Source organism: Brevundimonas sp. TSRC1-1 (assembly GCF_049898245.1).
GTDB lineage: Bacteria > Pseudomonadota > Alphaproteobacteria > Caulobacterales > Caulobacteraceae > Brevundimonas > Brevundimonas mediterranea_A.
In genome coordinates, this window is the sequence record NZ_JAFCXI010000002.1 from 642523 (window position 1) to 666499 (window position 23977).

Below are 23977 nucleotides of genomic sequence, written 5' to 3' on the forward strand. Positions count from 1 at the left end.
AGAAGACGATGTCGGCCTTGATGGGAATGATGATGGCGGGTCTGCTGGCGACAGGGACTGCGCCGGATATGCGGGTGGACGCCGGCGATCTCGCCATGGCCCGCCCGGGCGACGCTGCGGTCCTGGCTGAGCGTATTCAGGCGGCGAGCCGAAGCTGGTGCGCCCGCTATCGCAGCCTTCTGACGCCGAACGACGTGGGCATGCCCAGCGTCTGCGAGCATGAAATGAAGCGTCGCGCCTTCTATCAGCTGCCCCGGGCCCAGCGTCGCCTCTTCGTACAGGCAGGGGGACGGCGGACCCTGAACCGGCCCTAGAGGCGGCGGACCATGTAGCGGGCGTCGGCGCCATAGCTGGCCAGCTTGGCCGCCATGCCCGGCGCCGCCTGCGCCTCAAACCCGTGGCGACGCCAGAAATTCACGGCGTCATTGACGGCGACCAGGGCTATGGCGGGCCAGCCGTCCCCGGCCGCCTGTTCCGCCAGCCGCTCGACGATGGCCCCGGTAACCCCGCCGCCGCGCGCCTGGGGGTGCAGGGCCAGGTCGTGCAGATAGATCAGGGCCGGTTCCGCCGGCAGGCCCTCGATCACCGTGTTCAGCGGCGGCGCATTGTCGGCCCGCCACGGATAGGCGATCAGATAGCCTTGGCCCGGCGCCTCGCCGTCCGCCAGCACGAAACAGCCGCGCGGATAAAGCGCCAGCCTGTTCTGGAAACAGGCCCGGTCCTCGAAATGGTCCGGGAAGGACAGGCGGGCGACCTCGACCACGGCGTCGATGTCGGTCGGCCGCATGGGCCGCCATTGCAGGGTCATCAGTTCACCTTGGACGGATCCGGCGGGGCGTCGGGCAGGGCCGAGACGGGTACGCCGTCCTCCTTCAGCTTCTTGACCTCGGCGGGGGTGGCCTCGCCGTAGATTTCGCGCTTCTCGGACCGGCCTTCATGGATGTCGCGGGCTTCGCGGGCGAAGGCGTCGCCGACATAGTCGAAGTTGGCCTCGACGTGGGCGCGGACTTCACGGGCGGCGGCCATCATGACGGTCTGCATCCTGACGGCCATGTCCGAGGCCGGATCGGCCTGGCGTGCGCCGCCGACGGCGGGGGCCATGACGGCCTTCTCCACCCTGTTGGAGCCGCAGAACGGGCATTCCACCAGGCCGCGTGCCGCCTGGTCGTCATAGTCGGCCGAGGAGCCGAACCAGGCCTCGAACCCATGGGTCTGGTCGCATTTCAGGGCGTATCGGATCATTGGGCGGGCTGGAAGTCGCGGTCATGGGTCAGGGCGGGCACCGCCGCGCGGGCCTTGGCCACCGCCTCCATGTCCAGTTTCGCCGTCAGTATGCAAGGGTCGTCGTGATCCGCCTGGGCCAGGATCTCGCCCCAGGGTCCGATCACGGTCGACCGCCCCCAGGTGCGACGCCCGTCCTCATGCAGGCCGCCCTGGGCCGGGGCCAGGACGAAGGCGCCGGTCTCGATGGCGCGGGCGCGCAACAGGGTCTCCCAGTGCGCCTGGCCCGTCGGCGCCGTGAAGGCGGCCGGGACTGCGATCATCGCCGCTCCGGCCTTGGCCAGGTGACGATACAGGTAAGGAAAGCGGATGTCATAGCAGATGCTCAGGCCCAGCCGACCCCAGGGGGTGTCGGCGACCGCCGCCGCATCGCCGGGCCGCACCGTCGCGCTTTCGCGGTAGCGCTCGCCGTTCGGCAGATCGACGTCGAAGACATGCAGCTTGTCATAGCGGGCGACGATCCCGCCGGCCGCGTCGATCAGCAGCGACCGGTTGGCGGCGCGGCTGTCGCCGACATGGCCGGAGCGGACGATGGCCGAGCCGATCAGCAGCCAGACGCCCAGCTCCGCCGCCAGACGACGCAGGCCCAGGACGACCGGGTCGGCGTCCTCGTCCGTGACGACGGCGTCGCGGCGGTCGCGGCGCTGCTCCAGGACATTGGTCCCTTCGGGCGTCAGGATGAATTTCGCCCCGCCGGCCGCCGCCTCGCGGATCAGGGGCTCGACATGGGCCAGGGCCGCCGGCGCCGTCGCCGGCGTGCGGGTCTGGATCAGGGCGATGTCGAGCCCGCCGCTCATGGGATCAGGCCGCCAGAAGCGGGTCGAGCTTGCCCTCGCGGTCCAGGGCGTGGATGTCGTCGGATCCGCCGACGTGGTTCCCGGCGATGAAGATCTGCGGGAAGGTCATGCGGCCGCCGGACTTCTCGACCATCTCGGCCTTCTTGGCCGGGTCGTTGGAAGCGACGATCTCGGTATAGTCGGCGCCCTTCTTCTTCAGCAGCGCCATCGCGCTGTAGCAATAGGGGCAACCGGGTTTGGTGTAGATGACGACGTCGGCCAATTCGGATCTCCAGAATGATGCGCCAAGGGGCGTCGGGCGGCCGCGCCGCCCGTATTTGAGGTCTACATAGTCAGTTCACGGGCGTTTCGCACCCGGGCGATGACGGCGAGATCCACCGCCCTGGCCCCGGCGTCGATCAGGGCGCGGGCGCAGGCCTCGCCGGTCGCGCCCGTGGTCAACACGTCGTCGATCAGAAGGATGCGCCGCCCCTTGATCCGTCGTCGGCCGATCTCGCTGACGACGAACGCCTTCTTGACGTTCAGCCGCCGTCCGCGCCGGCTCTTGCCGCCCTGGCTGGTCGTGTGGGTCGTGCGGATCAGGGCGTCGGGCAGATAGTCGAGCCGGGCGTGGGCGGCCAGGGGGCGGGCGATCTCCGCCGCCTGGTTGAACCGCCGCGACAACAGGCGAAACCGGTGCAGCGGCACGGGGACGACCGCGTCAGCCTCCTGGATCAGATCAACGGCGGCCCGGCCGATCCAGCGCGCGAACAACGGGGCGAACTGCTGCTGGTCGCCGTGTTTGTAGCGCAGGATCAGACCCCGCGAATGGTCGTCATAGACACAGGCCGCCCTAGCCCGCGCGAAGACATAGGGCTGGGCGATGCAGGCGGCGCAGCGGGTTTCGGCGAAGGCGCCGCCGTCGAATTCGAAGGCCGCGCCGCAGCCGTCGCACACCGGCGCGTCGAGGAATTTGATCCGGCTCCAGGCGTCGGGCGTCAGGCCGGCCGCCGCCGTCGCCTCGCGGCTGTCGTGAGCCAGGGGCGGCAGGACGAGATCCGCCAAACCCCGCCCCACGTCGCGCAACTGACGCCCCGCCCCTTCCCAGGCGCGGCGCCAGCCCCCATCCTGCATCATCATGACCGCCTCCCCCGAAGCAACGTCCGCCTCCTCCAGCGCCCCGCCCCGCATCTTCGACGCCCGGCGACGCGAGGCCCGTCTGGCCCGTGCGGCCCATCGACTGGGCCAGGCCGACTTCCTGCACGTCCGGGCGGCCGAGAATGCGGCGGGCAGCCTGGAGGCCATCCTGCGCGACTTTCCGGTCGCCGTCGATCTCTCGGCCCATTCCGGCCCGTTCGGCCAGGCCCTGGCCGCCAGCGACGCCGCCGGCCGGGTGGGCGTCGTCGCCAGCCCCACGTCGCGCGCCGAGCGGGCCGCGCCGGGCGCCGCCGCCCTGCCGCTGGACGAGGGATCGACCGATCTGATCGTCTCCCTGCTCAGCCTGCACTGGGCCAACGACCTGCCCGGCGCCCTGGCCCAGATCCGCAAGGCCCTGAAGCCGGACGGCCTGTTCATCGGCACTCTGTTCGGGGCAGGGACTTTGAAGGAGTTGCGGTCTGTCCTGACCGAGGCGGAGCTGGCCGAGCGCGGCGGGGCCCAGGCGCGGGTCTCGCCCTTCGCCGACGGCTATGACGGCGCCGCCCTGTTGCAGCGCGCCGGCTTCGCCCTGCCGGTCTCGGACGTGGATCGGTTCACCGTCCGCTATCCCGACCTGTTCGCCCTGGTCCGCGACCTGCGGGCCATGGGCGAGACCAATGTGCTGGACGGGCCGATCCGTCCGCTCAGCCGCGCCGTGATCGCCCGCGCCGCGTCCCTGTACGCCGAACGCCACGGCGACGCCGATGGCCGCATCCCCGCCACCTTCGAGATCATCCATCTGGCCGGCTGGAAGCCCCACGAGAGCCAGCAGAAGCCGCTGGCGCGCGGCTCCGCCAAGGTCCGGCTGGCGGATGCGCTGGGCGTGAAGGAGATGACCGGCGACGAGATCGACTGACGAACGTCTCCGGGTTTGCTTCAGCGGTTCAGGGCGTCGGCGATCTTTTGCATGGTCTGATTATAGAGACCGCCGTTCGATGCGCCCAGCGCATTCAGCCCGCCGAGAATGGCGACGAAGATCAGGCCGCAGATGAGGCCGTATTCGATGGCGGTCGCGCCCCTGTCGTCATTCAGGAACCGGGCGGTGAAACGTCGCATGGCCGGCCTCCTGGTCGGCGGTGATCAGAGCAGGTCGCGCAACCAGGCGACCAGAGGTTCGTCCGCCGGCGGCATGGGATAGGCCGACAGCTTGTTCGGCTTCACCCAGGCCAGGGCGTCGTGTTCGCGCGCGGCGACCACGCCGTCCCAGCGGCGGCACAGATACAGTGGCATCAACAGGTGAAAGGAATCGTAAGCGTGGCTGGCGAAGACGAAGGGCGCCAGGCAGGATTCGCTGACCTCTATGCCCAACTCCTCGCGCAGCTCGCGGATCAGGGCCGCCTCGGGCCGCTCGCCCGGCTCGACCTTGCCGCCGGGAAACTCCCACAGACCCGCCAGGGACTTGCCCTGCGGCCGTTTGGCGATCAGCACCCGCCCATCGACATCGATCAGGGCGACGGCGACGACGAGGACGGTGGGAAGCGGCGTCTCGGTCACGAACGATAATCGCCGTTGATCTCGATATAGCCCTTGGTCAGGTCGCAGGTCCAAACCGTGGCCGAGGCGCGGCCCGCGCCCACGTCGACGGTGATGTCGATCTCGGGGTTCTTCATATAGGCGGTCATCTTGGCCTCGTCGTAGGTCGGGGACGGGGCGCCGTCGACGGCGGCGACATTGGGGCCGAACCGGATGCCCAGCCGGTCGCGGTCCACCGGCTCCTCGGTCTTGCCCACGGCCATGACCACCCGGCCCCAGTTGGCGTCCTGACCGGCGATGGCGGTCTTGACCAGGGGGCTGTCGGCGATGGACTTGGCCAGTTTGCGGGCTGACGCGGGGCTGGCGGCGCCGTCCACCGTCACCTTGACGAACTTGGTCGCGCCTTCGCCGTCGCGCACCAGCTGGTGCGCCAGATCCAGCATCACCTTGTCCAGGGCGACCGAGAAGCTTTTCAGCCTACGGTCGCCGACCCGCCCGATGCGCGGGGCGCCCGAGGTTCCGGTGGCGAACAGCAGGGCGGTGTCGTTGGTCGAGGTGTCGCCGTCCACCGTCACGCTGTTGAAGGTGGTGCGGACATGCAGGCCCAGCAGGGCCTGAAGCACGTTCGGATGGATGTCGGCGTCGGTGACGATGAAGGCCAGCATGGTCGCCATGTCCGGCGCGATCATGCCCGACCCCTTGGCGATCCCCGCGATCCGGACCTTGTAGCCCTCGATTTCGGCCTCGGCGTAGGAGCCCTTGGGGAAGGTGTCCGTGGTCATGACGCCGCGCCCGGCCCGCGCCCATTGTTCGGACGGGTGGATGTCGGCGTCCAGGCGGCTTTCGATGTCGGGCAGTTTGGAGACGATCTTCTTTTCGTCCAGCACCACGCCGATGACCCCGGTCGAGGCCAGCATGACGTCGCGCTGGCGACAGCCGAACCGTTTGGCGACCTCCGAGGCGGTGCGGCGGGCGGCGTCGGCGCCGGCCTTGCCGGTGAAGGCGTTGGCGCAACCGGCGTTGACCACCAGGGCGCGCACGTCCTTGCCGCCGTCCGCCCCGCCCAGCGCCTTCTTGCACCAGTCGACCGGGGCCGAGCCGATCTTGTGGCGGGTGAAGACGCCGGCGCAGCTGGTGCCCCGCGCGAACCGGAACACCACCAGGTCGTCGCGTTCATGCTTGTAGAAGCCGGCTCGGGCGGTGGCGATCTCGACCCCGCCGATGGGCGGGATGGTGGGGAAGGGCACGGCCAGGGGCGACACGGCCAGACCTGGCTTTCCGGCGGCGGGCGCGGGGGCTGAGGCGGGCTCGGCCGGGCGGGTGGCGCGTTTCAGGGCCGTGGCGAACGGATCCAGGGCTTTTTCGAACGCCTGTTCGATCTTCTGGCCGGTGGTCGAGGGGGGCTTGTTCATGTCAGGCGGCCGGGGCGGGGGCGGAAGTCGGGGAGGGGGCGTCGGCGGGCGGAGGAGCGCTGGGAGCGGCGGGCGGCGGGGCGGAGGCCGGCTCCTCGTTGCGCCCGGCGGCTTCGCCCGCCAGCAGGACGTCGACCTTGGCCTTGCCACGCAACTGCTCCAGCAACTGCCGCACGCCCTCATAGGTCAGGTAGCGGACGATCTGGGGCCGGGCCTGCTCCAGGGTCGGCGGGCTTTCCTTGCGCCGGTCCTCGACCCGCAGCACGGCCCAGCCGCCTTCGGTCTGGAACGGACCGACGGTGGACCCTGCCGGTTTGTCGCGCAGGGCGCCGGCATAGGCCTGGGGCATGACGTCCAGGGTCGAATAGCCCAGGTCGCCGCCTGAAAAGCGCGTCGCCTCGTCCACCGACCGCTCCATGGCCACGGCCTCGAAACTGGCGCCCTGGCCCAGGATGCCGATGACCGCCTCGGCCTCCGGCTTGGTGCGCGACAGGATCAGGCGGACGCGGATCTCCTCCGACGTCTTCGCCAGCCGCAATTGCTCATTGTACAGGGTCTGGACCGCCTGGTCGGAAATGGCGCCGTTGACCACGCTCTCCACCAGCATGTCGCCCAGGATTCGTTCGCGGGTCGCCTCGAGGCGACGCTGGGCCAGGGGCGAGGCGTCCAGGCGACGGCGCTCGGCCTCCCTGGCGAGCAGTTTCTGATCGATCACCTCGTCCAGCACGCGCCGGAACAGGTCCGAGGTCACGTCCAGCGGCTCGCCCTCGCCCACCAGCCCTTGGGCCACCGCCTCGCGCTTGACGTCCGAGGCCCAGACGGTCTCGTCCTGGACCCGGGCCACCGGCCGGTCGCCCGGCTCCGGGGCCTTGTCGTCCCCGCCGCCGCGCGAACAGGCGGCGACCGTCAGGACCGCAGCCAGAAGCGCCATGGAAAACAGGCCGAAAGGTCGCCGAAATGGGGTCAAGAGGGCGCTCCGTAGAAGGCGGCCGAAAGCCCCTCGCGTTGACAGGGGTTAGGCCGGTGCTTAAGTCCCGCCTGCGCCCAAGTCGAGGGGTTTTGATCGTCTGCGCGGCCCTTCGCGCGCGCCAGTTCCGGCGCATCGGGGTCGCCACCGGTTCGGGCCCCTCTCGCGGCGTCCGTATCGCCGCCCCTCACGGGATTTCCAGAGCCGCTCAGCTCGCAGACGCTCGACCGCTTACCGGATCCAATATGCTCGGCTTCGCCAAGAAACTTTTCGGCTCTTCCAACGACCGCAAGGTCAAGGCCTTCCAGGACCACGCCCAGCGCATCAATGCGCTGGAGCCCAAGTTCGCCGCCCTGTCCGACGACGATCTGCGGATGATGACCGACGCCTTCCGGGACCGCCTGGCCAATGGCGAGACCCTGGACAAGATCCTGCCCGAGGCCTTCGCCGTGGTGCGCGAGGCGTCCAAGCGGGTGCTGGGCCAGCGTCAGTACGACGTCCAGCTGGCCGGCGGCATGATCCTGCACGAAGGCGGCATCGCCGAGATGCGGACCGGCGAGGGCAAGACCCTGGTCGCCGTGGCGCCCGTCTATCTGAACGCCCTGCCGGGCAAGGGCGTCCACGTCATCACCGTCAACGACTACCTGGCCCGCCGCGACGCCGAGACCATGGGCAAGGTCTATCGCTTCCTGGGTCTTGAGGTCGGGGTCATCGTCAACGGCCTGAGCCAGGGCCAGCGCCAGGCGGCCTACGCCGCCGACGTCACCTACGGCACCAACAACGAGTTCGGCTTCGACTATCTGCGCGACAACCTGGTCTATGACCGGCGCGAGATGGTGCAGCGCCCGCACAATTTCGCCATTGTCGATGAAGTCGATTCCATCCTGATCGACGAAGCGCGCACGCCTCTGATCATCTCGGGCCCGACCGAGGACCGTTCGGACCTGTACAAGATCCTCGACGGCCTGGTGAAGGAGCTGATCAAGGACAAGGACACCTTCGAGCTCGACGAGAAGCAGAAACAGGTCCTGCTGACCGAACTGGGCTCGGAGCGGATGGAAGAGGCGCTGGAAAGCGGCGGCCACTTCGCCGCCGACACCACCGGCCTGTACGACGCCGCCAACATCAGCCTGGTCCACCACACCAACCAGGCCCTGCGCGCCAACACCCTGTATCAGCGCGACAAGGACTATATCATCAAGGGCGGCGAGATCGTCCTGATCGACGAATTCACCGGCCGGATGATGACCGGCCGCCGCCTGTCGGAAGGCCTCCACCAGGCCATCGAGGCCAAGGAAGACGTCAAGATCCAGCCCGAGAACCAGACCCTGGCCTCGGTCACGATCCAGAACTATTTCCGCCTGTACCAGAAGCTGTCGGGCATGACCGGCACCGCCGCGACCGAGGCCCAGGAGTTCGGCGACATCTACAAGATGGACGTGCTGGAGGTGCCGACCAACCGGCCGATTCAGCGCAAGGACTATGACGACGAGGTCTATCGGACCCACGCCGAGAAGAACCAGGCCATCGCCAAACAGATCGCCGAATGCCACCTGGCGGGTCAGCCCATCCTGGTCGGCACCGTATCGATCGAGCGTTCGGAACAGCTGTCGGATCTGCTGAGCAAGTTCGAATACAAGGTCGAGGTCTCGCGCAAGCTGAAGCCCCAGTACGAGGGCAAGGCCAAGGAAGCCGAGAAGATCGGCGACGCCGCCTATGACATCACCTACGAGACCAAGCTGCGCGGCATCCCGCACTCCGTCCTGAACGCGCGCCAGCACGAGCAGGAGGCCTATATCGTCGCCGACGCCGGTCTGCCGGGCGTGGTGACCATCGCCACCAACATGGCCGGCCGCGGCACCGACATCCAGCTCGGGGGCAACCTCGAGATGAAGATGCAGAAGTGGCTGCTGGAACAGCGCAACATGGCCGTCGAGGTCACGCCCGAGATGGAGAAGGCGCAGGAGGCCCAGTACAAGGCCGACATCGCCGTCCAGCGCGAGATCGCGCTCGCCGCCGGCGGTCTGTTCGTCCTGGGCACCGAACGCCACGAGAGCCGCCGGATCGACAACCAGCTGCGCGGCCGCACCGGCCGTCAGGGCGACCCCGGCACCTCGAAATTCTACCTGTCCTGCGAGGACGACCTGCTGCGCATCTTCGCCGGCGACCGTCTGGACTCGATCATGAAGACCTTTGGCGTGGCCGAGGGCGAGGCCATCACCCACCCCTGGCTGAACCGCGCCATCGAGACCGCCCAGAAGCGGGTCGAGACCCGCAACTACGACATCCGCAAGAATCTGCTGAAATACGACGACGTCGTGAACGACCAGCGCAAGGCCGTGTTCGAGCAGCGCCAGGAGTTCATGGACTCCGAGGACCTGTCGGAACTGGTCGGCGACTTCCGCCGCGACGTGGTCTCCGACCTGGTCGAACGCTACATGCCGCCCAAGGCCTATGCCGAACAGTGGGACATCGACGGTCTGGACGAAAAGGTCCGCACGACCCTGGGCCTGGAGCTGCCGCTGCACGACTGGGCGGCCGAGGAAGGCGTGTCGAACGAGGAGATCGAGGAGCGGCTTCTGGCCGCCGCCGACGCCCGCGCCGCCGAACGGCTGGAACAGATCGGCGCCGACCAGACGCGCGGTCTGGAGAAACAGTTCATGCTGCAGATGATCGACATGCAGTGGCGCGAGCACCTGGTCCATCTGGATCATCTGCGCGGCGTGATCGGCCTGCGCGGCTACGGCCAGCGCGATCCGCTGAACGAATACAAGACCGAGGCCTTCGCCTTGTTCGAGAACCTGCTGTACGACCTGCGCCACAACGTCACCCGCTGGCTGATGACGGTCGAGTTCCGCTTCCAGGCGCCGCCGGAAATGCCCGAGTTCCAGGAAATCCACCTGAACCCCGGCACCGGCGAGAACGAGATGGTCAATCCGGCCGCGCAAAATCCGGAAGGCCAGTTGATCGGCGACGACCGCTCCAAGCTTCCGGTCGAGGCCCTGCCGCCCGGCTGGGAAATGACCGGCCGTAACTCCCCCTGCCCCTGCGGCTCGGGCCGCAAGTTCAAACACTGCCACGGGGCGCTGGTCTAAGCGCACCGTCCCGATGTGACGCCAGAGCGGCCCCGGATTTCGATCCGGGGCCGTTTTGTTTAGGTCAGCAAAGCCTTCAGCACTCCGTCCAGCACCGGCCGACCGCGCGGCGTCGCCACCAGTCGGCCGGCGCTGAGCCTCAGAAATCCGTCGGTGATCAGGTCGGCTGTCGGCGCCGCGTCCGCGTCCAACCCCAGGTCCGCCAGCAGCCCGACCGGCGCGCCCTCGACTGTGCGCAGGCCCAGCAGCAGCTTTTCTTCGGCCGCCCCGGCGGCGTCCAGCCGTTCCGTCTCCATCCAGGGTGATCCCGCCCCGACCCCGGCCACATAGTCGGCGATCCGGCGATGGGCGACAGTGGCGGTGCGGGTCCCGTCCAGCGTCAGCCGCCCGTGGGCGCCGGGGCCCAGGCCCAGATAGTCGCCGCCGCGCCAGACGTGCAGATTGTGCTTCGACCGCGCCGACACGCCCCGCGCATGATTGGACACCTCATAGGCGTCGAACCCGGCGGCCTCCAGCACGGTCTGGGTGGTCTCGTACAGGGCTGCGGCCTGGTCTTCATCGGGCGGGATCAGGGTTCCGCGCGCCAAGGCTCGGCCAAAGGCGGTCGTCGGCTCCAGGGTCAGCTGATAGGGCGAGACGTGCTCAAACCCCATGTCCAGGGCCGCGCCCAGCTCCGTCGCCCAGTCGGCCGGGGTCTGGCCCGGCCGGGCGTAGATCAGGTCGATGGACAGGCGCGAAAACGCCCGCCCGGCCAGAGCGACCGCGCGCCGCGCCTCGGCCGCCGAATGATCCCGCCCCAAGAACCGCAGCGCGGCGTCGTCCAACGCCTGCACCCCCATCGACAGCCGGTTGACCCCCGCCCCCGCCAGGGCGGCGAACCGGGCCGCCTCGGCGTCGGTCGGATTGGCCTCCAGCGAAATCTCGATCGCACCCGCCGGGGGGAACAGATCGTACGCCTGGGCGATGATCCGGGCTGCGGCCTCGGGCGCCATCAGCGACGGCGTGCCCCCGCCGAAGAAGATCGAGGCCAGCCGGCGCGACCCCGTCAGGGCCCGCTGCGCCCGCATGTCGGCCAGGATCGCCTCGACCAGCGCCGCCTGTTCCTCGACCCGCCCCCGGTCGCGCACGACGTTGAAGTCGCAATAGGGGCAGATGCGCGAACAATAGGGCCAGTGGACATAGAGGCCGACGTCCGTTCCTGGGGCGAGGAAATCAGTCAATCAAGGCGGCCCGCAGCTTGGCGAAGGCGCGGGTGCGGTGGCTGATCGCCTCCTTGGCCGCCGGCTCCATCTCGCCGAAGGTCAGCGCGCCGCCCTCGGGAATGAAGATCGGATCATAGCCGAAGCCCCGGTCGCCGCGCGGCGGGAAGGTCAGACGGCCGTGCACCTCGCCCTCCACCACCACGCACGGCCCGTCCGGCCAGGCCACGGCCAGGGCCGAGGTGAACCAGGCGGCGCGGTCCGTCGCCCCGATCTCCTCCAGCCGGTCTTCGACCTTCTTCATGGCCACAGCGAAATCCTTGCCCGGTCCGGCCCAGCGGGCGGAGAATATGCCCGGCGCCCCGTCCAGGGCCGCCACCGACATTCCCGAGTCGTCGGCCAGGGCGACCTCGCCTGACAAGGCGGCCGCATGACGAGCCTTCAGCATGGCGTTGCCGGCGAAGGTGGTCTCGGTCTCGTCCGGCTCGGACAGATTCAACTGGCCGGCGGTGAGGATCTCGTAATCTTCACCCAGCAGGGCGGCGATCTCCGGAACCTTGCCGGGGTTGTGGGTGGCGGCGACGATCCGCATCCCTTTGAAAAGCTTGAGAGTCATCGATTGTCACGGCCCTGAAACAGTCTATTGCCAAAGTTTAATATCGTTAAACGATATGTAACGTGCTTTTTAGCAGCGCACGGCCTATCTATTGATCGTCAGGAACGGGGCCGCACCGTTCAGGACTTCCGGTAAATCTGGAACGATCATGCGGATAATAAATCAAACGGGTGATTATCACCCAAACAGGAACAACGGAGAACCCTGATGCATACGATGAACATGTCGCTCTGGCTGGACAAGGTCTGCGCCGCTTTCGTCAACACGGTCCTGATCGCCGCCCTGCCGACCGCCCTGGTCGCCATTCTGGTTCAAGCCCTCTGATCGCGCCCAAGTCCAGCCCTGTATCGATCACGAGAGCTTTGACGACCTTGACGAAGACCGCGATGTATAGAGCTGCGCGCGGGTTCGCCGGACCCCGCGCAGCCGTCGCGCCCTTCCCTCCGGCCTGAGACCGACCATGCGCCTGCTCCCGCCGCGACATCCGCTGAAGCGAGGCGAGGCGCTGAGTCCAAAATGGCTGACCCCGAAATGGCCCGCTCCTCGCTGGCTGCGCACCATGACCGCGCCGCTGAAGGCCCCGTTCCGCGCCCTGGGCCCGGGTTCGGTCTCCAGCGTGCTGAAGGTGGCGCTGGACGTCGCCTATATCCTGCTCTGGCTCATCACCGGCCTGCTGTTGTTGCTGCTGGTCGCCGCCGTCTTCATTCCCCTGGACAATGTGAACATCACCGTCAGCGGCGAGTCCGGCGGGCGACAGCTGCCGCTGACCCGTATGCTTCTGCTGTTCGGCCTTGGGGCGGCCACCGCCTATTTCGGCGGCTTCATGCTGATCCTGCGCAGCCTGCGTCGGATCTTCCGCACCTTGACCATGGGCGACCCCTTCCATCCCGACAATGTCCGCCGTCTGCGCCAGATCGGTCTGACCCTGGCGGTCGTGACCGGCGGCGTCTGGCTGGCCCAGGGCTTCGTGGCCGCGCGCCTGGCGCCGGGCGTCATGGACCCCCAGGGGCTGGGTGAACTGCTGACCCCGATCTTCTCCGTCCTGATCGTCTTCGTCCTGGCGGAGGTTTTCCGCGAGGGGGCGCGCCTGCGCCGCGAATCCGAACTGACGATCTGAGCCGTTTCCAGTAGGACTTCCCCATGGCCATCCGCGTCCAGCTTGATCGCGTCCTCGTCGAACGCCGCATGTCGCTGACCGAACTCGCCGACCGGGTCGGGGTGACGGTGGCGAACCTGTCGATCCTGAAGACGGGCAAGGCGCGCGCCGTGCGGTTCTCGACCCTCGACGCCCTGTGCCGCGAACTGGACTGTCAGCCCGGCGATCTGCTGGTTCACGAACCCGGTCCGGGCGACGCCTTCGACGACGACGCCGAGGCATGAAGCGCAAGGGCCCCGGCCGTGACGAGAACGGGCTGACGCCCGAGGACCGTCGCATCTGGAGCCGCATCACCGGCACGGTCGCCGCCCCGCGCAGCCGCAAGGCCGCCCGCGTCACCCCCGGCGCCGAGGCTCCGGCCCATGTCGTGGTCGCCCCGCCGGAGCATCCGCGCCGCCTGCCCAAGGTCTCGCCGCAACGCAACCTCCCGACCGCCCCGCCGGTCGACTCTCGCCCCCCGGCGTCCCGCGCCGCCGCCTCGCGTGTCCGCTCCGCGCCCGAGGATCTGGAGCCGCGCCGCAAACACCGGCTGTCGCGCGAGCGGGACCCCATCGAGGCGCGCATCGACCTGCACGGCTTCGGCCGGTTCGAGGCCGAGGATCAGCTGCAGGCCTTTCTGACGTCGTGCCAGGCGCGGGGCATGCGGGCGGTCCTGGTCATCACCGGCCAGGGACGGCTGGGCGGCGGGGTGATCCGCGCCTCGTTCGGGGAATGGATGCAGTCGCCGGGCCTGCGCGGCGTCGTGTCCGGCTTCACCGTCGCCCACCAGAGGCACGGCGGCAACGGCGCCTTCTACGTCACCCTGAAGCGTAAGGCCTGAACGCGGAACGCCGGGCATGAAAAAGGCCGGGACCGCGCGGCGGCCCCGACCTTTTCAGGCGCTTTGATTGGATTATTTGGCGGACAGCGCGCCGGCCAGGATCACGTCGATCTGCTTGCCCATATGGTCGGACAGAGCCTGAGCGTCCCATTCGTCATAGGCGGCGCGGCGGTAGTTCGACAGATAGGCGTCCCAGATCAGCTCGACCAACAGGCGGATGTCGGCGTCCTTGTTCACTTCGCCCTTGGCGACGGCTTCCTGGAGGATGCCGCCGATCGCCAGCAGCAGGTTCTTGGTCGCGGCGCGGGCGCGCATCTCGGCGGCCAGGGGCTGGAACCACGACCGGGCGACGATGGCCTGGAACAAGGGCAACTGGTCCAGCGAGGAGTGATAGCCGGCGCTGAGGGCGCCCAGCAGTCGCTGGCGAACGGGTTCGCCCTGGGGCGCGCCCGCCTCGACCACCTCGGCCAGGCGGGTCATGTCCTCGGTCAGGACGGCTTCGAACAGTTCGGCCTTGTCCTGGAAGTTGGCGAAGACCGCCCCGGTGGACATGCCGGCGCCCTTGGCGATGTCGCGGATCGTGGCCGGCTCATAGCCGCGCTCGGCGAACAGGGAGCGGGCGGCGTCCAGAACCTTCTGGCGAGTCCGGACCTTGGCGGCCTGACGGCGGTTCAGGCGGGGAGCGGCTTCGGTCGAGAGAACGGTATCGGTCATGAAATCAGGCTTTTACTCTACGCATTTCGGAAGCCCTGACGGCCCGAAGTTGACTGGGTCAGTCGCTTAGACCGCGAGGCGAGACGTTATGTTGCTTCGCCCGCCAACCGCGCGATGCTGAAGCAGGGCTTGCATCACGGAACCATGACGAAAATGGGTCGCAAAAGCTAATGTCGCGGTTAACAGCTCGATTTCTAAGCTTAACTGTTATGGTTACCTGTCCCCATCTGAGGCATTCTCAACGCGCGGGTGGTTCTACTGCGTCCTCCGGCGGGTATGGCGGCCTGGAAGGTCCGGCGAAACTGATCCCGCTTCTCGTGGATCGAGGCCAGCACCAGGCCCATGGGCACGCCCAGATCGACCAGGGTGTTCTCCGCCAGCTGCAGGCTGGCCTCGGTCGTTTCGGGCACCGCGTCGGTGACGCCCAAGGCATAGAGGCGCGCCGCATGTTGGTCGTCGCGGGCGCGGGCGATGATGATCAGGTCGTCGCGCAAGGCGCGAGCCGTGGTCACCACCTCGTCCACCTTGGTCGGGGCGTCCATGGTGACGATCAGGGCGCGGGTGGACAGGACGCCGCAATGCGCCAGCATCTCGGCGCGACCCGCGTCGCCGTAGAAGACGTCGAATCCGTCGCGACGTCCCGCCGCCACGGCGGCGGCGTCGGTGTCCAGGGCGATGAAGGCCTGGTCGTGTTCCTTCAGCAGCTCCCCGATCAGTCGTCCAACCCGGCCGAAGCCGACGATGATGACGGCGCCGTCGGCCTGTTCCGGCGGGGCTGCGCCCTCGGGCGTGGTCGGCAGGGCCGGCGCCTTTTCGCGCGACAGCCTCTGGCCCAGCAGGGCCAGGAGGGGAATGGAGAAGATGCTCAGGGTCGCCGACAGGGCCACGGTGCTGGTCAGGGCCGGCGGGGCGATCCCCTCGACCATGCCGGTGGCGAAGACCACGAAGGCGAACTCGCCCGCCGGCGCCAGGACCAGGGCGGTCTCCAGCGCCGGGCGCGCGCCCAGGCCCCACAGGCGCGCCAGGCCGAAGATGACGCCGGTCTTGACCACGGTGATGGCCAGGGCCAGGCCGAACAGCAGGACCGGATTGGCCGCGACCGCGCCCAGGTCCAGGCCCAGGCCGACCCCGACGAAGAAGACCCCCAGCAAAAGACCCTTGAACGGTTCGATGGAGACCTCGACCTCGCGCCTGAACTCGGTCTCGGCCAGAAGCACCCCGGCGACCAGGGCGCCGATGCTCATCGACAGGCCGCTGGCCTGGGCCGCCAGTCCGGCGACCACCACGACCAGCAGGCTGGCGGCGACGAACAGCTCGCCGCCCTGCGCCGACTTGCGCGCCTGGGCCACCGAGCGGAACATCGGCCGCAGCACCACACGACCCATAAGAACCAGCAGGCCCAGGCCGATGGCGGCCGGCACCAGGGTGAACAGCGACCGTCCCAGAACCGCCGGATCCAGCGACCCGCCCGCCTGGGCGACCGCGGCCATCACGCTGACGGTGATCAGGATGGGCGCGACCGACAGATCCTGGGCCAGCAGAATGGCGAAGGTCGACCGACCGACCGTACCCTTCAGTCGCCCGCTTTCGGCCAGGACCGGCATGACGACCGCCGTCGAGGACAGGGCCAGGCCCATGCCCAGCACCGCGGCGCTGACCAGGCTCTGGCCCAGCAGCACGAACAGGCCCGCCAGCACCAGGGTGCAGACGACGACCTGCATCAGCCCCAGGCCGAAGACCAGCCGCCGCATGGCGCGCAGCCGCTCCCACGACAGCTCCAGCCCGATCATGAACAGCAGGAAGGCGACGCCCAGTTCCGACAACTGCGCAAGCTGAACCGGATCGCTGATGGTGAAATAGGAGAGCCAGGGAAGCGTGTCCGAAAACCGCGCCAGCCCGCTGGGGCCCAACACCACCCCGGCGGCCAGAAAGCCCAGAACCGGACTGATCTTCAGCCGATTGACCAGGGGCACGATCACCCCCGCCGCCGCCAGGAAGACCACCAGATCCTTATAGTCTGCGCCGTGCCCCTGCATTCGCCCTCCGTATCCCCGGCATGTGACCCGGAACCGCCGTCCCTGGCGAGACGTCGCGACCGTTTCATGAACTTTTTTTAAGGCGACAGCCTCGGTCTCGGGCCTAGGGTCCGCTCCAACCCGCCCGCTTCAGGGGTGGAATCTAGGATACAGTGATGAAAAGACTGCTTATCGGCGCCGCTGTCGGCGCCCTTTTGGCGCCTGCCGCCGCCTTCGCCCAGGACATCGACCACGACCACGCCTGTATCGACGAGACCTGCTCGATCGTCTCGCTGTTCTCGGGCGAGGAGACCGCAGCCGGCTGGCAGGGCGTGGACGCCCCCCGCTACGGAACCTGGGGCTTCGATCTGAACGGCCGCGACACCTCGGTGAAGCCGGGCGACGACTTCTTCCGCTACGCCAACGGCGCGGCCTTCGACAAGCTGGTCATCCCTTCGGACCGCACCAGCTACGGCTCCTTCGCCCTGCTGCGTGAACTGTCGGACAACCGGATGAAGGAACTGGTCACGGGTCTGGCCGCACGCACCGACCTGACGCCCGGCTCGGATGAGGCCAAGGTGGCCGACGCCTATCGGTCCTATATCGACCAGGCGCGCATCGATCAGCTGGACGCCCAGCCGCTGCAGCCCTATCTGGCCGCCATCCGCGCCGCCGACAGCCATGAGAAGATGGCCGTCTACATGGGCCAGACGGTCGGCCGTTTCGGCGGCTCCTTCTTCGGCACCGGCATCACCATCGACGCGAAACAACCGACCCGCTACGTCGTCTCGACCGGTCAGTCGGGCATCGGCCTGCCCAACCGCGACTATTATCTGGACGCCCGCTACGCCGACAAGAAAGAGAAGTATCAGGCCTATGTCGCCGACATGCTGGGCATGATCGGCTGGGCGAACCCGGTCGAGACCGCCGCCCAGATCGTCGCTCTGGAGACCAAGATCGCCGGGGCGCACTGGACGCCGGTCGAGAACCGCAACCGCGACAAGACCTATAACGAGGTCACCATCGCAAAACTGACCCAGGATGCGCCCGGCTTCGATTGGCAGGCCTATTATGATGCGGCCGAACTGGGCGGCGTGCCCCGCCTGATCGTGCGTCAGGACACGGCCATGCCCAAGATCGCGGCCCTTTACGCCGAGACGCCGATCGAACTGCTCCAGGCGTGGGAAGCCTTCCACACCGCCGACGACATGGCCCCCCTGCTGTCGCAACGGTTCTCGGACGCCCAGTGGGGCTTCCGCTCGCGTGACCTGTCGGGCCAGCCGGAACAGCGCACCCGCGAGAAGCGCGCCATCTCCTTCGCCGAGGGTTCGCTGGGCGAGGCGACGGGCCGGCTCTATGTCGCCCAGTATTTCCCGGCCGAGTCCAAGGCCAAGATGGAAGACCTGGTCGCCAATCTGCGCACCGCCCTGTCGCACCGCATCGACAACCTCAGCTGGATGGGCGACGAGACCAAGGCGGCGGCCCAGGAGAAGCTGCGGAAATTCACCGTCAAGATCGGCTATCCGGACAAGTGGCGCGACTATTCCGGCCTTGAGATCCGTGCAGACGACCTGGTCGGCAACGCCGAGCGGCGCGGTCTGTTCGAGTGGAACTACGACCTCGCCCGTCTGAACGACCCGGTCGACAAGACCGAATGGGGCATGACGCCGCAGACGGTGAACGCCTATTACAACTCGGCCAATAACGAGATCGTCTTCCCGGCCGCCATCCTGCAACCGCCCTTCTTCGATCCGAACGGCGACCCGGCGGTCAACTACGGCGGCATCGGCGGCGTGATCGGCCACGAGATCGGCCACGGCTTCGACGACCAGGGCTCCAAGTCCGACGGCGACGGCGTGCTTCGCAACTGGTGGACGCCTGCGGACAAGGCCAATTTCGAGGCCCTGACCGCCCGTCTGGGCGCGCAATACGCCACCTACGAACCGATCGCCGGCTACACCATCAACCCCGGTCTGACGATGGGCGAGAACATCGGCGACGCCTCGGGCGTGGCCGTGGGTCTTGAGGCCTATCATCTGTCGCTGGCCGGAAAGCCCGCCCCGGTGCTGGATGGAACGACCGGCGACCAGCGCTTCTTCTACGGCTGGGCCCAGGTCTGGCAGTCGAAATATCGCGACGAGGCCCTGAAGCAGCAGGTCGCCACCGATCCGCACTCGGCCGCCCAGTTCCGGGTCATCGGCCCGCTGCGCAACGTCGACGCCTGGTACGACGCCTTCGACGTCGAGCCGGGGACCAAATACTATCTGACGCCGGAAGAGCGCGTCCGCATCTGGTAGGCGGCGCCCATTCGAGAACGGAAAAGGCCGGGGTTCGCCCCGGCCTTTTTCATGGGCGGACGCCTCGACAAATCGCCCCGGAAACCTCGAGACCACATCGAAATTGTCTACATATTGTCCATGACGCGGGCGGCTCCAGGCGCGAAAAAGCCCGCTGCGGGGGATACATCGCAGCGGGCTTTCGCGCTCTTTGAAGAGCGGACGTTTCCTCCCCGAAACGCCTTCGAGTGCTGCGCGCTTGAGCAACGCTTGCCCTCGAGTGAGTTCATTTGGCCTATCGGACCCTGCGGCGTCAACGCACGTATCGGGCGGAGTCGAACTTTCTTCGACTTATCATTGATAAGTCATATTTCGCGCAAGATATTATCGAAGCTTATTCGATAATGGCTTTGATCGCAGCGATCAGGCCCTCCCGAGGAATCTTCATCTGGCCCGGACGTTCGGCCTTCCAGGCGTCGTTGTCGGTGATGCCGGCGGCGGCGGCGCGGCCGGCGTCCAGGTCCTTGATGGTGACCTCGCCCGCCGCAATCTCATCGCCGCCCAGGATGACGACGGCCGGAGAGCCGCGACGGTCGGCGTATTTCATCTGGGCCTTCATGCCCGCACGGCCCAGATAGAGCTCGGCGGCGATCCCGGCGGCGCGCAGTTCGGCGACTGCGGCCAGATAATGAGCCATATCGTCGTCGGAAAAGACGATGACGACGACGGGGCCGCGCACGGCGTCTTCCGCCCCGCGGCCGGCGGCGCGCAGGGCCGAGGCCAGGCGCGAGACGCCGAAGGAGAAGCCGGTGGCGGGCACGCTCTGGCCGGTGAAGCGGGCGACCAGATCGTCATACCGCCCGCCGCCGCCGATGGAGCCGAACCGGACCGGACGGCCCTTGTCGTCCGTGGTCTCCAGCAGCAGTTCGGCCTCGAACACGGCGCCGGTGTAATATTCCAGCCCACGCACGATGGTGGGATCGAACTTCACCGCCTCCTGGCCGACCCGCATGGCGCCCAGCGCCCGGTCGATGGCGGCCAGTTCGTTCAGCGCCGCCTCGCCCGCCGCGCCCAGGTCGCCCGAACGGGCGACGGCGTCCAGGGTCTCGGCCCGTGACAGACCCGGCGTATTGGCCGAGGCCAGGAAGGCCTCAATGGCGCCCGTCACCCTGGCCGGCAGGCTTGCGCCCTTGGTGTAGTCGCCGGAATCGTCCAGCCGGCCTTCGCCCAACAGTTGGACCACGCCGTCCCAGCCCAGCCGGTCGAACTTGTCGATGGCGCGCAGGGCCGTCAGCCGCTGGCCCGCCTCGGTCACGCCGCCGGCGTCGAACAGACCGTCGAACAGCTTGCGGTTCGAGACGCGGATCTGGGCCTGGCCCGCATCAAGGCCGGCGGCGCCCAGACCCTCGCAGGCCATGGCGATGATCTCGGCGTCGGCCTCGGGCCGGTCCGAACCCACGGTGTCGGCGTCGCACTGCCAGAACTCGCGGAACCGGCCGGGGCCGGGCTTTTCGTTGCGCCACACCGGCCCATAGGCGTAGCGGCGGAACGGCTTGGGCAGGGTCTCCCAGGTCTGGGCCGCGAACCGGGCCAGAGGGGCGGTGTGGTCGTAGCGCAGCGCCATCCACTCGCCCGGCTCGTCCGAGCCGGCGTCGTCCTGGAGCGCGAAGACCCCCTCGTTCGGCCGGTCGGCGTCGGGCAGGAATTTGCCCAGGGCGTCGGCGTATTCGAAGGCCGGGGTCTCCAGCGGCTCGAAGCCCCAGCGCTCATAGACCTCGGACACGCGCGCGACGATGCGGCGCTCTGCGATCAGGTCGCGGCCGCGCTTGTCGGCGAAACCGCGCGGATTTCGGGCGAGGGGTCGAAGGGGGGCGTCATCGGTCATGGCGCGCGCTTAAGCCAAGGGGGAGATGATCGCAACGTATCGCTGGCGGCCATGCAGGGCGCATACGCCTGTGAATCGCAGGCAGTCTGTTGTTCCTGCAAAGAAAACCGGATCGCGAAGGAACAAAGGCGAAACGCTGTCCGTTGTTTCGCGCCATGACCCCACACGCCGTCCTCGTCTCCAAGACCTGCATCACCTCCGATCGCCGGACCATCCGGTGGTGGGAATGCGAATTGGTCGATGAAGACGGCGCCCGACGCATCCGCGAACAGGCCTTCTTCTCCATCGGCGAAGCCCGGTCCTGGGCGTCGTCCCAGGGCTATCCGGTCGAGGAGGCGTCTTTACCCGGGGCGCGGACGTCAAGGCCTTGGGCCTCGTCGCCGACGTGATCTGAGCCCGTCGCGGGCCGATCAGGGCTCCAGCGTCTCCACCGTCAGATTGCCGTTCGTATAGACGCAGATCTCGGCGGCGATCTTCATGGCCTTGCGGGCGACGGCCTCTGCGTCGAGGTCGGTCTCCTCGATCAGGGCGCGGGCGGCCGACAGGGCGTAGTTGCCGCCCGAGCCGACGGCGGCGACCCCGTGTTCAGGCTCCAGCACGTCGCCGACGCCGGTGACGGTGAAGATCGACGACTTGTCCGCGACCAGAAGCATGGCCTCCAGCCGGCGCAGATAGCGGTCGGTGCGCCAGTCCTTGGCCAGGTCGACGCAGGCCCGCGCCAACTGGTCCGGATACTGCTCCAGCTTGGCCTCCAGCCGTTCGATCAGGGTGAAGGCGTCGGCTGTGGCGCCCGCGAAGCCGGCCAGCACCTTGCCGCCCGCCAGGGTCCGCACCTTGCGCGCCGCGCCCTTGACGATGGTGGGCCCCATGGAGACCTGACCGTCGCCCGCGATGACGGTGCGGCCGTTCTTGCGCACCGCCAGAATGGTGGTGCCGTGCCAGTCGGGAAAATTCGATTGAGTCATGATCCGCAGATGGCGCGACGGGCCTCATCGATCAAGAGCGCGCGACGCTGGATAACGCAGTCATATTTATACCCATGTTTCTCTTATAACGCGCCATCCTTGACCGGAAGATCCGACATGGGAGATCGAAAATTGCTCTATCGTGTGCTTCTCGTGAGTGAAACAGTCGCGGCGGTTGAACGCTCGCCCTCGATGCTGGCTGACATTCTCGGCGCGTCTGAACGCAACAACCGTCGCGACATGATCGGCAGCGCCATGATGTTTCATGAGGGTCAGGCCGCCATGATGCTGGAAGGCATGCGCGCGGACCTCGATCGGTTGATCGCGCGCCTTCTTTCGGACGGTCGTCACCGAAATCTCAAGATCGTCGAGGATCGCCCCATCGTGCACCGTCGTGTGGCCGAGCCGGTCAAGCTCAACGCCATGTCGCCTCATCAGGCGGGCGAATATCTGGGCGGTCGCCGACTGGACCAGCTCGCCGCCTCGGTGCTGGAGCGGCTGTTGTCCTGCGACGGATTGCGTGTCTCGAGCTGTGCGGTCTGACGCCTTTCCTGCGTGTTTCGTTAACTCTATGGCCTTACTTCGGTCCTTGTGGCTGTAAATTGTAAAAGCGTAAGAGTAATCAATGAGTTTGTTCCGTGTTGTCTATGTCAGCGACGCCGTGGGCGACGCGGGCGTGGGCCTGCTGCCCCTGATCGACATCATCGGCGCGTCGGACCGGAACAATCGCCGGGATCATGTGACCGGGGTGCTGATGCGCCACGACGGCCGGTTCTTTCAGGCCATTGAGGGCGCGCGGGTCGACCTGGATCGGTTGATGGGCCGGCTGCGCGCCGATCGACGCCACACCAATATCCGCATCCTCGCCGAGCTTGTGATCGATCAGCGCCTGTTCCCGGGTTGGGCCATGGCCCAGACGGACGCGTCGCCGGGGCTGGAGCGCCTGCTGGCCGAGGGGCTGGATCATCCGAGCGTGAGCGCGAGCGCCGACAGGATCGTGTCGGAGGCGAGCCGGAGCCTGGCCGCCGTCTCCTGAGGCCTCGCGCCCAAGCCTGCCGCTCGCTAGAGAAGGGCATGGTTTTCTCTGAAGACGAAGTCGAACGCTACGCCCGCCATCTGGTCCTGTCCGAGATCGGGGGGCCGGGCCAGCAGGCCCTGAAGCGCGCGCGGGTGCTGATCGTCGGGGCCGGCGGCGTGGGCGCGCCGGCGGCCCTCTATCTGGCCGCAGCCGGCGTCGGGACGTTGGGTCTGATCGACGACGACGTGGTGGGTTTGTCGAACCTGCAGCGCCAGATCGCCTTTTCCACGCCCGAGGTGGGCCGGCCCAAGGTCGAAGCGGCCGCCGAACGCCTGGGCGGGCTGAACCCGCATGTGACGACCCAGACCTTCGCCGAACGGCTGACGCCGGACAACGCCGCCGATCGGATCGACGGTTTCGACATCGTGCTGGACGGGACCGATGATTTCGAGACCCGGCTGATCGTCAACGCCGCCTGCGTGGCGGCCGACAAGCCTCTGGTCTCGGGCGCGCTGGGGAGATGGAGCGGCCAGGTGGGGGTGTTCGCCGGTCGGCCCTGTTACCAGTGCCTGGTGCCCGAGATCCCGCCGGACGCCGAGACCTGCGCCCGTGTCGGCGTGGTCGGCGCCCTGGCGGGCGTGGTCGGATCGATGGCGGCGCTGGAGACCATCAAGCTGATCACCGGGGCGGGCGAGGCCCTGGCCGGGCGGCTGATGCTGTATGACGGCCTGGCGGGAACGGCGCGGACGGTGCGGGTGACGGCCGACCCCCATTGCCCGGTTTGCGGCGGCTGAGCCTCAGGCGGCCGTGGCGAAACGGACGTCCGCCAGATCCAGATCCGGGATGGGCGGGGCGAAGCCCAGGGCGGGGTTGCTGAGCACCGTCACCAGCCGCTCGCCGCAATACAGATAAAGGGTCTCGAACCCGACCCAGGTCCGGGCGAGCTCGGCCAGAGCCTGATTCGCCGCCGTGTCGTCGCTCGCGCCCAGAACACAGATGTCACGCACCGGAACGCCCGGCAGGTTGACGATACAATAGTAGGAGTCCAACGCACGCTTCCTCAGACTGGTCGCCGGAAACGAAGCTCGCTCGCGGCGGTTCCTCCCCTGCCC

27 protein-coding genes are annotated in these 23977 nt (G+C 68.0%); 11 read left to right on the forward strand and 16 right to left on the reverse strand.

Annotated features, from left to right (window positions below; translation table 11 throughout):
• Window positions 1-8 precede the first annotated feature (8 nt).
• A complete protein-coding gene (locus ACP7CK_RS09080) occupies window positions 9-314 on the forward strand; it encodes a UrcA family protein (protein ID WP_040349854.1) in 306 nt (101 codons plus the stop codon).
• On the opposite strand, the gene ACP7CK_RS09085 is transcribed toward ACP7CK_RS09080, so the two are convergent.
• The 5 genes from ACP7CK_RS09085 to ACP7CK_RS09105 form a co-directional block, all read right to left on the reverse strand.
• Window positions 311-808 carry a GNAT family N-acetyltransferase gene (locus tag ACP7CK_RS09085; RefSeq protein ID WP_426025788.1) on the reverse strand — a complete coding sequence of 166 codons (498 nt, stop codon included), beginning with the start codon at window positions 806-808 and terminating at the stop codon, window positions 311-313. The genes ACP7CK_RS09080 and ACP7CK_RS09085 overlap by 4 nt on opposite strands.
• A complete protein-coding gene (locus ACP7CK_RS09090; protein WP_292150196.1) occupies window positions 808-1242 on the reverse strand; it encodes a DUF1178 family protein in 435 nt (144 codons plus the stop codon). The genes ACP7CK_RS09085 and ACP7CK_RS09090 overlap by 1 nt, the downstream gene beginning before the upstream one ends.
• Window positions 1239-2078 (reverse strand): carbon-nitrogen hydrolase family protein, encoded by an 840-nt coding sequence (locus ACP7CK_RS09095; protein WP_426025789.1) that lies wholly within the window; start codon window positions 2076-2078, stop codon window positions 1239-1241. Before ACP7CK_RS09095 ends, ACP7CK_RS09090 begins: the two co-directional genes overlap by 4 nt.
• A 4-nt stretch (window positions 2079-2082) precedes the next feature.
• Window positions 2083-2340 (reverse strand): glutaredoxin 3, encoded by a 258-nt coding sequence (grxC, locus tag ACP7CK_RS09100; RefSeq protein ID WP_008262738.1) that lies wholly within the window; start codon window positions 2338-2340, stop codon window positions 2083-2085.
• A 62-nt stretch (window positions 2341-2402) separates the two neighbouring features.
• A complete protein-coding gene (locus ACP7CK_RS09105; RefSeq protein ID WP_426025790.1) occupies window positions 2403-3197 on the reverse strand; it encodes a phosphoribosyltransferase family protein in 795 nt (264 codons plus the stop codon).
• Here ACP7CK_RS09105 and ACP7CK_RS09110 point away from each other — a divergent pair.
• Entirely contained in the window at window positions 3196-4110 is a 915-nt protein-coding gene (locus ACP7CK_RS09110; protein WP_426025791.1) for a methyltransferase domain-containing protein, read from the forward strand. The genes ACP7CK_RS09105 and ACP7CK_RS09110 overlap by 2 nt on opposite strands.
• A gap of 20 nt (window positions 4111-4130) precedes the next feature.
• On the opposite strand, the gene ACP7CK_RS09115 is transcribed toward ACP7CK_RS09110, so the two are convergent.
• From ACP7CK_RS09115 to ACP7CK_RS09130, 4 genes are read right to left on the reverse strand one after another with little or no spacing between them, the layout of a single operon-like run.
• On the reverse strand, window positions 4131-4310 hold the full coding sequence (locus ACP7CK_RS09115) for a Flp family type IVb pilin (protein WP_008263592.1): 180 nt from the start codon (window positions 4308-4310) through the stop codon (window positions 4131-4133).
• Between the two features lie 24 nt (window positions 4311-4334).
• Window positions 4335-4748: a (deoxy)nucleoside triphosphate pyrophosphohydrolase gene (locus ACP7CK_RS09120; RefSeq protein ID WP_426025792.1), complete on the reverse strand. Its 414-nt coding sequence runs from the start codon at window positions 4746-4748 to the stop codon at window positions 4335-4337.
• Window positions 4745-6139 carry a bifunctional glutamate N-acetyltransferase/amino-acid acetyltransferase ArgJ gene (gene argJ, locus ACP7CK_RS09125; RefSeq protein WP_008260229.1) on the reverse strand — a complete coding sequence of 465 codons (1395 nt, stop codon included), beginning with the start codon at window positions 6137-6139 and terminating at the stop codon, window positions 4745-4747. The genes ACP7CK_RS09120 and argJ overlap by 4 nt, the downstream gene beginning before the upstream one ends.
• 1 nt (window position 6140) lies before the next feature.
• The gene (locus ACP7CK_RS09130) at window positions 6141-7070 is read right to left on the reverse strand and encodes a peptidylprolyl isomerase (protein WP_426025793.1); all 930 of its coding nucleotides are present in this window, start codon (window positions 7068-7070) and stop codon (window positions 6141-6143) included.
• A 281-nt stretch (window positions 7071-7351) separates the two neighbouring features.
• Between ACP7CK_RS09130 and secA the strand changes: the two genes are divergently transcribed.
• On the forward strand, window positions 7352-10201 hold the full coding sequence (gene secA / locus ACP7CK_RS09135) for a preprotein translocase subunit SecA (RefSeq protein WP_426025794.1): 2850 nt from the start codon (window positions 7352-7354) through the stop codon (window positions 10199-10201).
• Window positions 10202-10260: 59 nt separating this feature from the next.
• On the opposite strand, the gene hemW is transcribed toward secA, so the two are convergent.
• Window positions 10261-11421, reverse strand: a complete 1161-nt coding sequence (gene hemW / locus ACP7CK_RS09140; protein ID WP_426025795.1) for a radical SAM family heme chaperone HemW — start codon at window positions 11419-11421, stop codon at window positions 10261-10263.
• Window positions 11414-12016 (reverse strand): RdgB/HAM1 family non-canonical purine NTP pyrophosphatase, encoded by a 603-nt coding sequence (gene rdgB, locus ACP7CK_RS09145; RefSeq protein WP_426025796.1) that lies wholly within the window; start codon window positions 12014-12016, stop codon window positions 11414-11416. Before rdgB ends, hemW begins: the two co-directional genes overlap by 8 nt.
• 460 nt (window positions 12017-12476) lie before the next feature.
• On the opposite strand from rdgB, the gene ACP7CK_RS09150 reads away from it, so the two are divergent.
• Genes ACP7CK_RS09150 through ACP7CK_RS09160 form a run of 3 tightly spaced genes read left to right on the forward strand, consistent with a single transcriptional unit; the run spans window position 12477 to window position 13992 of the window.
• Window positions 12477-13133, forward strand: coding sequence for a DUF2975 domain-containing protein (locus ACP7CK_RS09150; protein ID WP_426025797.1), 657 nt, complete (start codon window positions 12477-12479; stop codon window positions 13131-13133).
• Window positions 13134-13156: 23 nt separating this feature from the next.
• A complete protein-coding gene (locus ACP7CK_RS09155) occupies window positions 13157-13396 on the forward strand; it encodes a helix-turn-helix domain-containing protein (RefSeq protein ID WP_008258757.1) in 240 nt (79 codons plus the stop codon).
• Complete coding sequence (locus ACP7CK_RS09160) at window positions 13393-13992, forward strand: Smr/MutS family protein (RefSeq protein ID WP_008262312.1); 600 nt, start codon at window positions 13393-13395, stop codon at window positions 13990-13992. The genes ACP7CK_RS09155 and ACP7CK_RS09160 overlap by 4 nt, the downstream gene beginning before the upstream one ends.
• A 72-nt stretch (window positions 13993-14064) precedes the next feature.
• Here the strand turns inward: ACP7CK_RS09160 and ACP7CK_RS09165 are convergent, their stop codons facing one another.
• A complete protein-coding gene (locus ACP7CK_RS09165; RefSeq protein WP_008261977.1) occupies window positions 14065-14706 on the reverse strand; it encodes a TetR/AcrR family transcriptional regulator in 642 nt (213 codons plus the stop codon).
• Window positions 14707-14906: 200 nt separating this feature from the next.
• Window positions 14907-16742, reverse strand: a complete 1836-nt coding sequence (locus ACP7CK_RS09170) for a cation:proton antiporter (RefSeq protein WP_035310010.1) — start codon at window positions 16740-16742, stop codon at window positions 14907-14909.
• A gap of 155 nt (window positions 16743-16897) precedes the next feature.
• Between ACP7CK_RS09170 and ACP7CK_RS09175 the strand changes: the two genes are divergently transcribed.
• A complete protein-coding gene (locus ACP7CK_RS09175; RefSeq protein ID WP_426025798.1) occupies window positions 16898-19018 on the forward strand; it encodes a M13 family metallopeptidase in 2121 nt (706 codons plus the stop codon).
• Between the two features lie 373 nt (window positions 19019-19391).
• Here the strand turns inward: ACP7CK_RS09175 and hisS are convergent, their stop codons facing one another.
• Window positions 19392-20882, reverse strand: a complete 1491-nt coding sequence (gene hisS, locus ACP7CK_RS09180) for a histidine--tRNA ligase (protein ID WP_426025799.1) — start codon at window positions 20880-20882, stop codon at window positions 19392-19394.
• Between the two features lie 155 nt (window positions 20883-21037).
• On the opposite strand from hisS, the gene ACP7CK_RS09185 reads away from it, so the two are divergent.
• A complete protein-coding gene (locus ACP7CK_RS09185) occupies window positions 21038-21271 on the forward strand; it encodes a hypothetical protein (protein ID WP_426025800.1) in 234 nt (77 codons plus the stop codon).
• A gap of 21 nt (window positions 21272-21292) precedes the next feature.
• Here the strand turns inward: ACP7CK_RS09185 and hslV are convergent, their stop codons facing one another.
• Window positions 21293-21847, reverse strand: coding sequence for an ATP-dependent protease subunit HslV (hslV, locus tag ACP7CK_RS09190; RefSeq protein ID WP_008259677.1), 555 nt, complete (start codon window positions 21845-21847; stop codon window positions 21293-21295).
• Between the two features lie 9 nt (window positions 21848-21856).
• On the opposite strand from hslV, the gene ACP7CK_RS09195 reads away from it, so the two are divergent.
• From ACP7CK_RS09195 to ACP7CK_RS09205, 3 genes are all read left to right on the forward strand, one after another.
• A complete protein-coding gene (locus ACP7CK_RS09195; RefSeq protein WP_426025801.1) occupies window positions 21857-22390 on the forward strand; it encodes a BLUF domain-containing protein in 534 nt (177 codons plus the stop codon).
• An 82-nt stretch (window positions 22391-22472) separates the two neighbouring features.
• Window positions 22473-22883 carry a BLUF domain-containing protein gene (locus ACP7CK_RS09200; protein WP_426025802.1) on the forward strand — a complete coding sequence of 137 codons (411 nt, stop codon included), beginning with the start codon at window positions 22473-22475 and terminating at the stop codon, window positions 22881-22883.
• Window positions 22884-22921: 38 nt separating this feature from the next.
• Window positions 22922-23659: a HesA/MoeB/ThiF family protein gene (locus tag ACP7CK_RS09205; RefSeq protein ID WP_426025803.1), complete on the forward strand. Its 738-nt coding sequence runs from the start codon at window positions 22922-22924 to the stop codon at window positions 23657-23659.
• Between the two features lie 3 nt (window positions 23660-23662).
• Here the strand turns inward: ACP7CK_RS09205 and ACP7CK_RS09210 are convergent, their stop codons facing one another.
• Window positions 23663-23914, reverse strand: a complete 252-nt coding sequence (locus ACP7CK_RS09210) for a hypothetical protein (RefSeq protein WP_292148382.1) — start codon at window positions 23912-23914, stop codon at window positions 23663-23665.
• Between the last annotated feature and the right edge of the window lie 63 nt (window positions 23915-23977).

Coding starts and splice junctions, on each gene's coding strand:
- ACP7CK_RS09165 (WP_008261977.1), bottom strand. CDS start 14,706: ATGACCGATACCGTTCTCTCGACCGAAGCCGCTCCCCGCCTGAACCGC.
- ACP7CK_RS09130 (WP_426025793.1), bottom strand. CDS start 7,070: ATGGCGCTTCTGGCTGCGGTCCTGACGGTCGCCGCCTGTTCGCGCGGC.
- ACP7CK_RS09185 (WP_426025800.1), top strand. CDS start 21,038: ATGACCCCACACGCCGTCCTCGTCTCCAAGACCTGCATCACCTCCGAT.
- ACP7CK_RS09160 (WP_008262312.1), top strand. CDS start 13,393: ATGAAGCGCAAGGGCCCCGGCCGTGACGAGAACGGGCTGACGCCCGAG.
- ACP7CK_RS09080 (WP_040349854.1), top strand. CDS start 9: ATGTCGGCCTTGATGGGAATGATGATGGCGGGTCTGCTGGCGACAGGG.
- ACP7CK_RS09200 (WP_426025802.1), top strand. CDS start 22,473: ATGAGTTTGTTCCGTGTTGTCTATGTCAGCGACGCCGTGGGCGACGCG.
- ACP7CK_RS09150 (WP_426025797.1), top strand. CDS start 12,477: ATGCGCCTGCTCCCGCCGCGACATCCGCTGAAGCGAGGCGAGGCGCTG.
- secA (WP_426025794.1), top strand. CDS start 7,352: ATGCTCGGCTTCGCCAAGAAACTTTTCGGCTCTTCCAACGACCGCAAG.
- ACP7CK_RS09170 (WP_035310010.1), bottom strand. CDS start 16,742: ATGCAGGGGCACGGCGCAGACTATAAGGATCTGGTGGTCTTCCTGGCG.
- ACP7CK_RS09110 (WP_426025791.1), top strand. CDS start 3,196: ATGACCGCCTCCCCCGAAGCAACGTCCGCCTCCTCCAGCGCCCCGCCC.
- ACP7CK_RS09095 (WP_426025789.1), bottom strand. CDS start 2,078: ATGAGCGGCGGGCTCGACATCGCCCTGATCCAGACCCGCACGCCGGCG.
- rdgB (WP_426025796.1), bottom strand. CDS start 12,016: ATGACTCTCAAGCTTTTCAAAGGGATGCGGATCGTCGCCGCCACCCAC.
- argJ (WP_008260229.1), bottom strand. CDS start 6,139: ATGAACAAGCCCCCCTCGACCACCGGCCAGAAGATCGAACAGGCGTTC.
- hisS (WP_426025799.1), bottom strand. CDS start 20,882: ATGACCGATGACGCCCCCCTTCGACCCCTCGCCCGAAATCCGCGCGGT.
- hslV (WP_008259677.1), bottom strand. CDS start 21,847: ATGACTCAATCGAATTTTCCCGACTGGCACGGCACCACCATTCTGGCG.
- ACP7CK_RS09090 (WP_292150196.1), bottom strand. CDS start 1,242: ATGATCCGATACGCCCTGAAATGCGACCAGACCCATGGGTTCGAGGCC.
- ACP7CK_RS09205 (WP_426025803.1), top strand. CDS start 22,922: ATGGTTTTCTCTGAAGACGAAGTCGAACGCTACGCCCGCCATCTGGTC.
- ACP7CK_RS09105 (WP_426025790.1), bottom strand. CDS start 3,197: ATGATGATGCAGGATGGGGGCTGGCGCCGCGCCTGGGAAGGGGCGGGG.
- ACP7CK_RS09085 (WP_426025788.1), bottom strand. CDS start 808: ATGACCCTGCAATGGCGGCCCATGCGGCCGACCGACATCGACGCCGTG.
- ACP7CK_RS09175 (WP_426025798.1), top strand. CDS start 16,898: ATGAAAAGACTGCTTATCGGCGCCGCTGTCGGCGCCCTTTTGGCGCCT.
- ACP7CK_RS09115 (WP_008263592.1), bottom strand. CDS start 4,310: ATGCGACGTTTCACCGCCCGGTTCCTGAATGACGACAGGGGCGCGACC.
- ACP7CK_RS09195 (WP_426025801.1), top strand. CDS start 21,857: ATGGCGCGACGGGCCTCATCGATCAAGAGCGCGCGACGCTGGATAACG.
- ACP7CK_RS09155 (WP_008258757.1), top strand. CDS start 13,157: ATGGCCATCCGCGTCCAGCTTGATCGCGTCCTCGTCGAACGCCGCATG.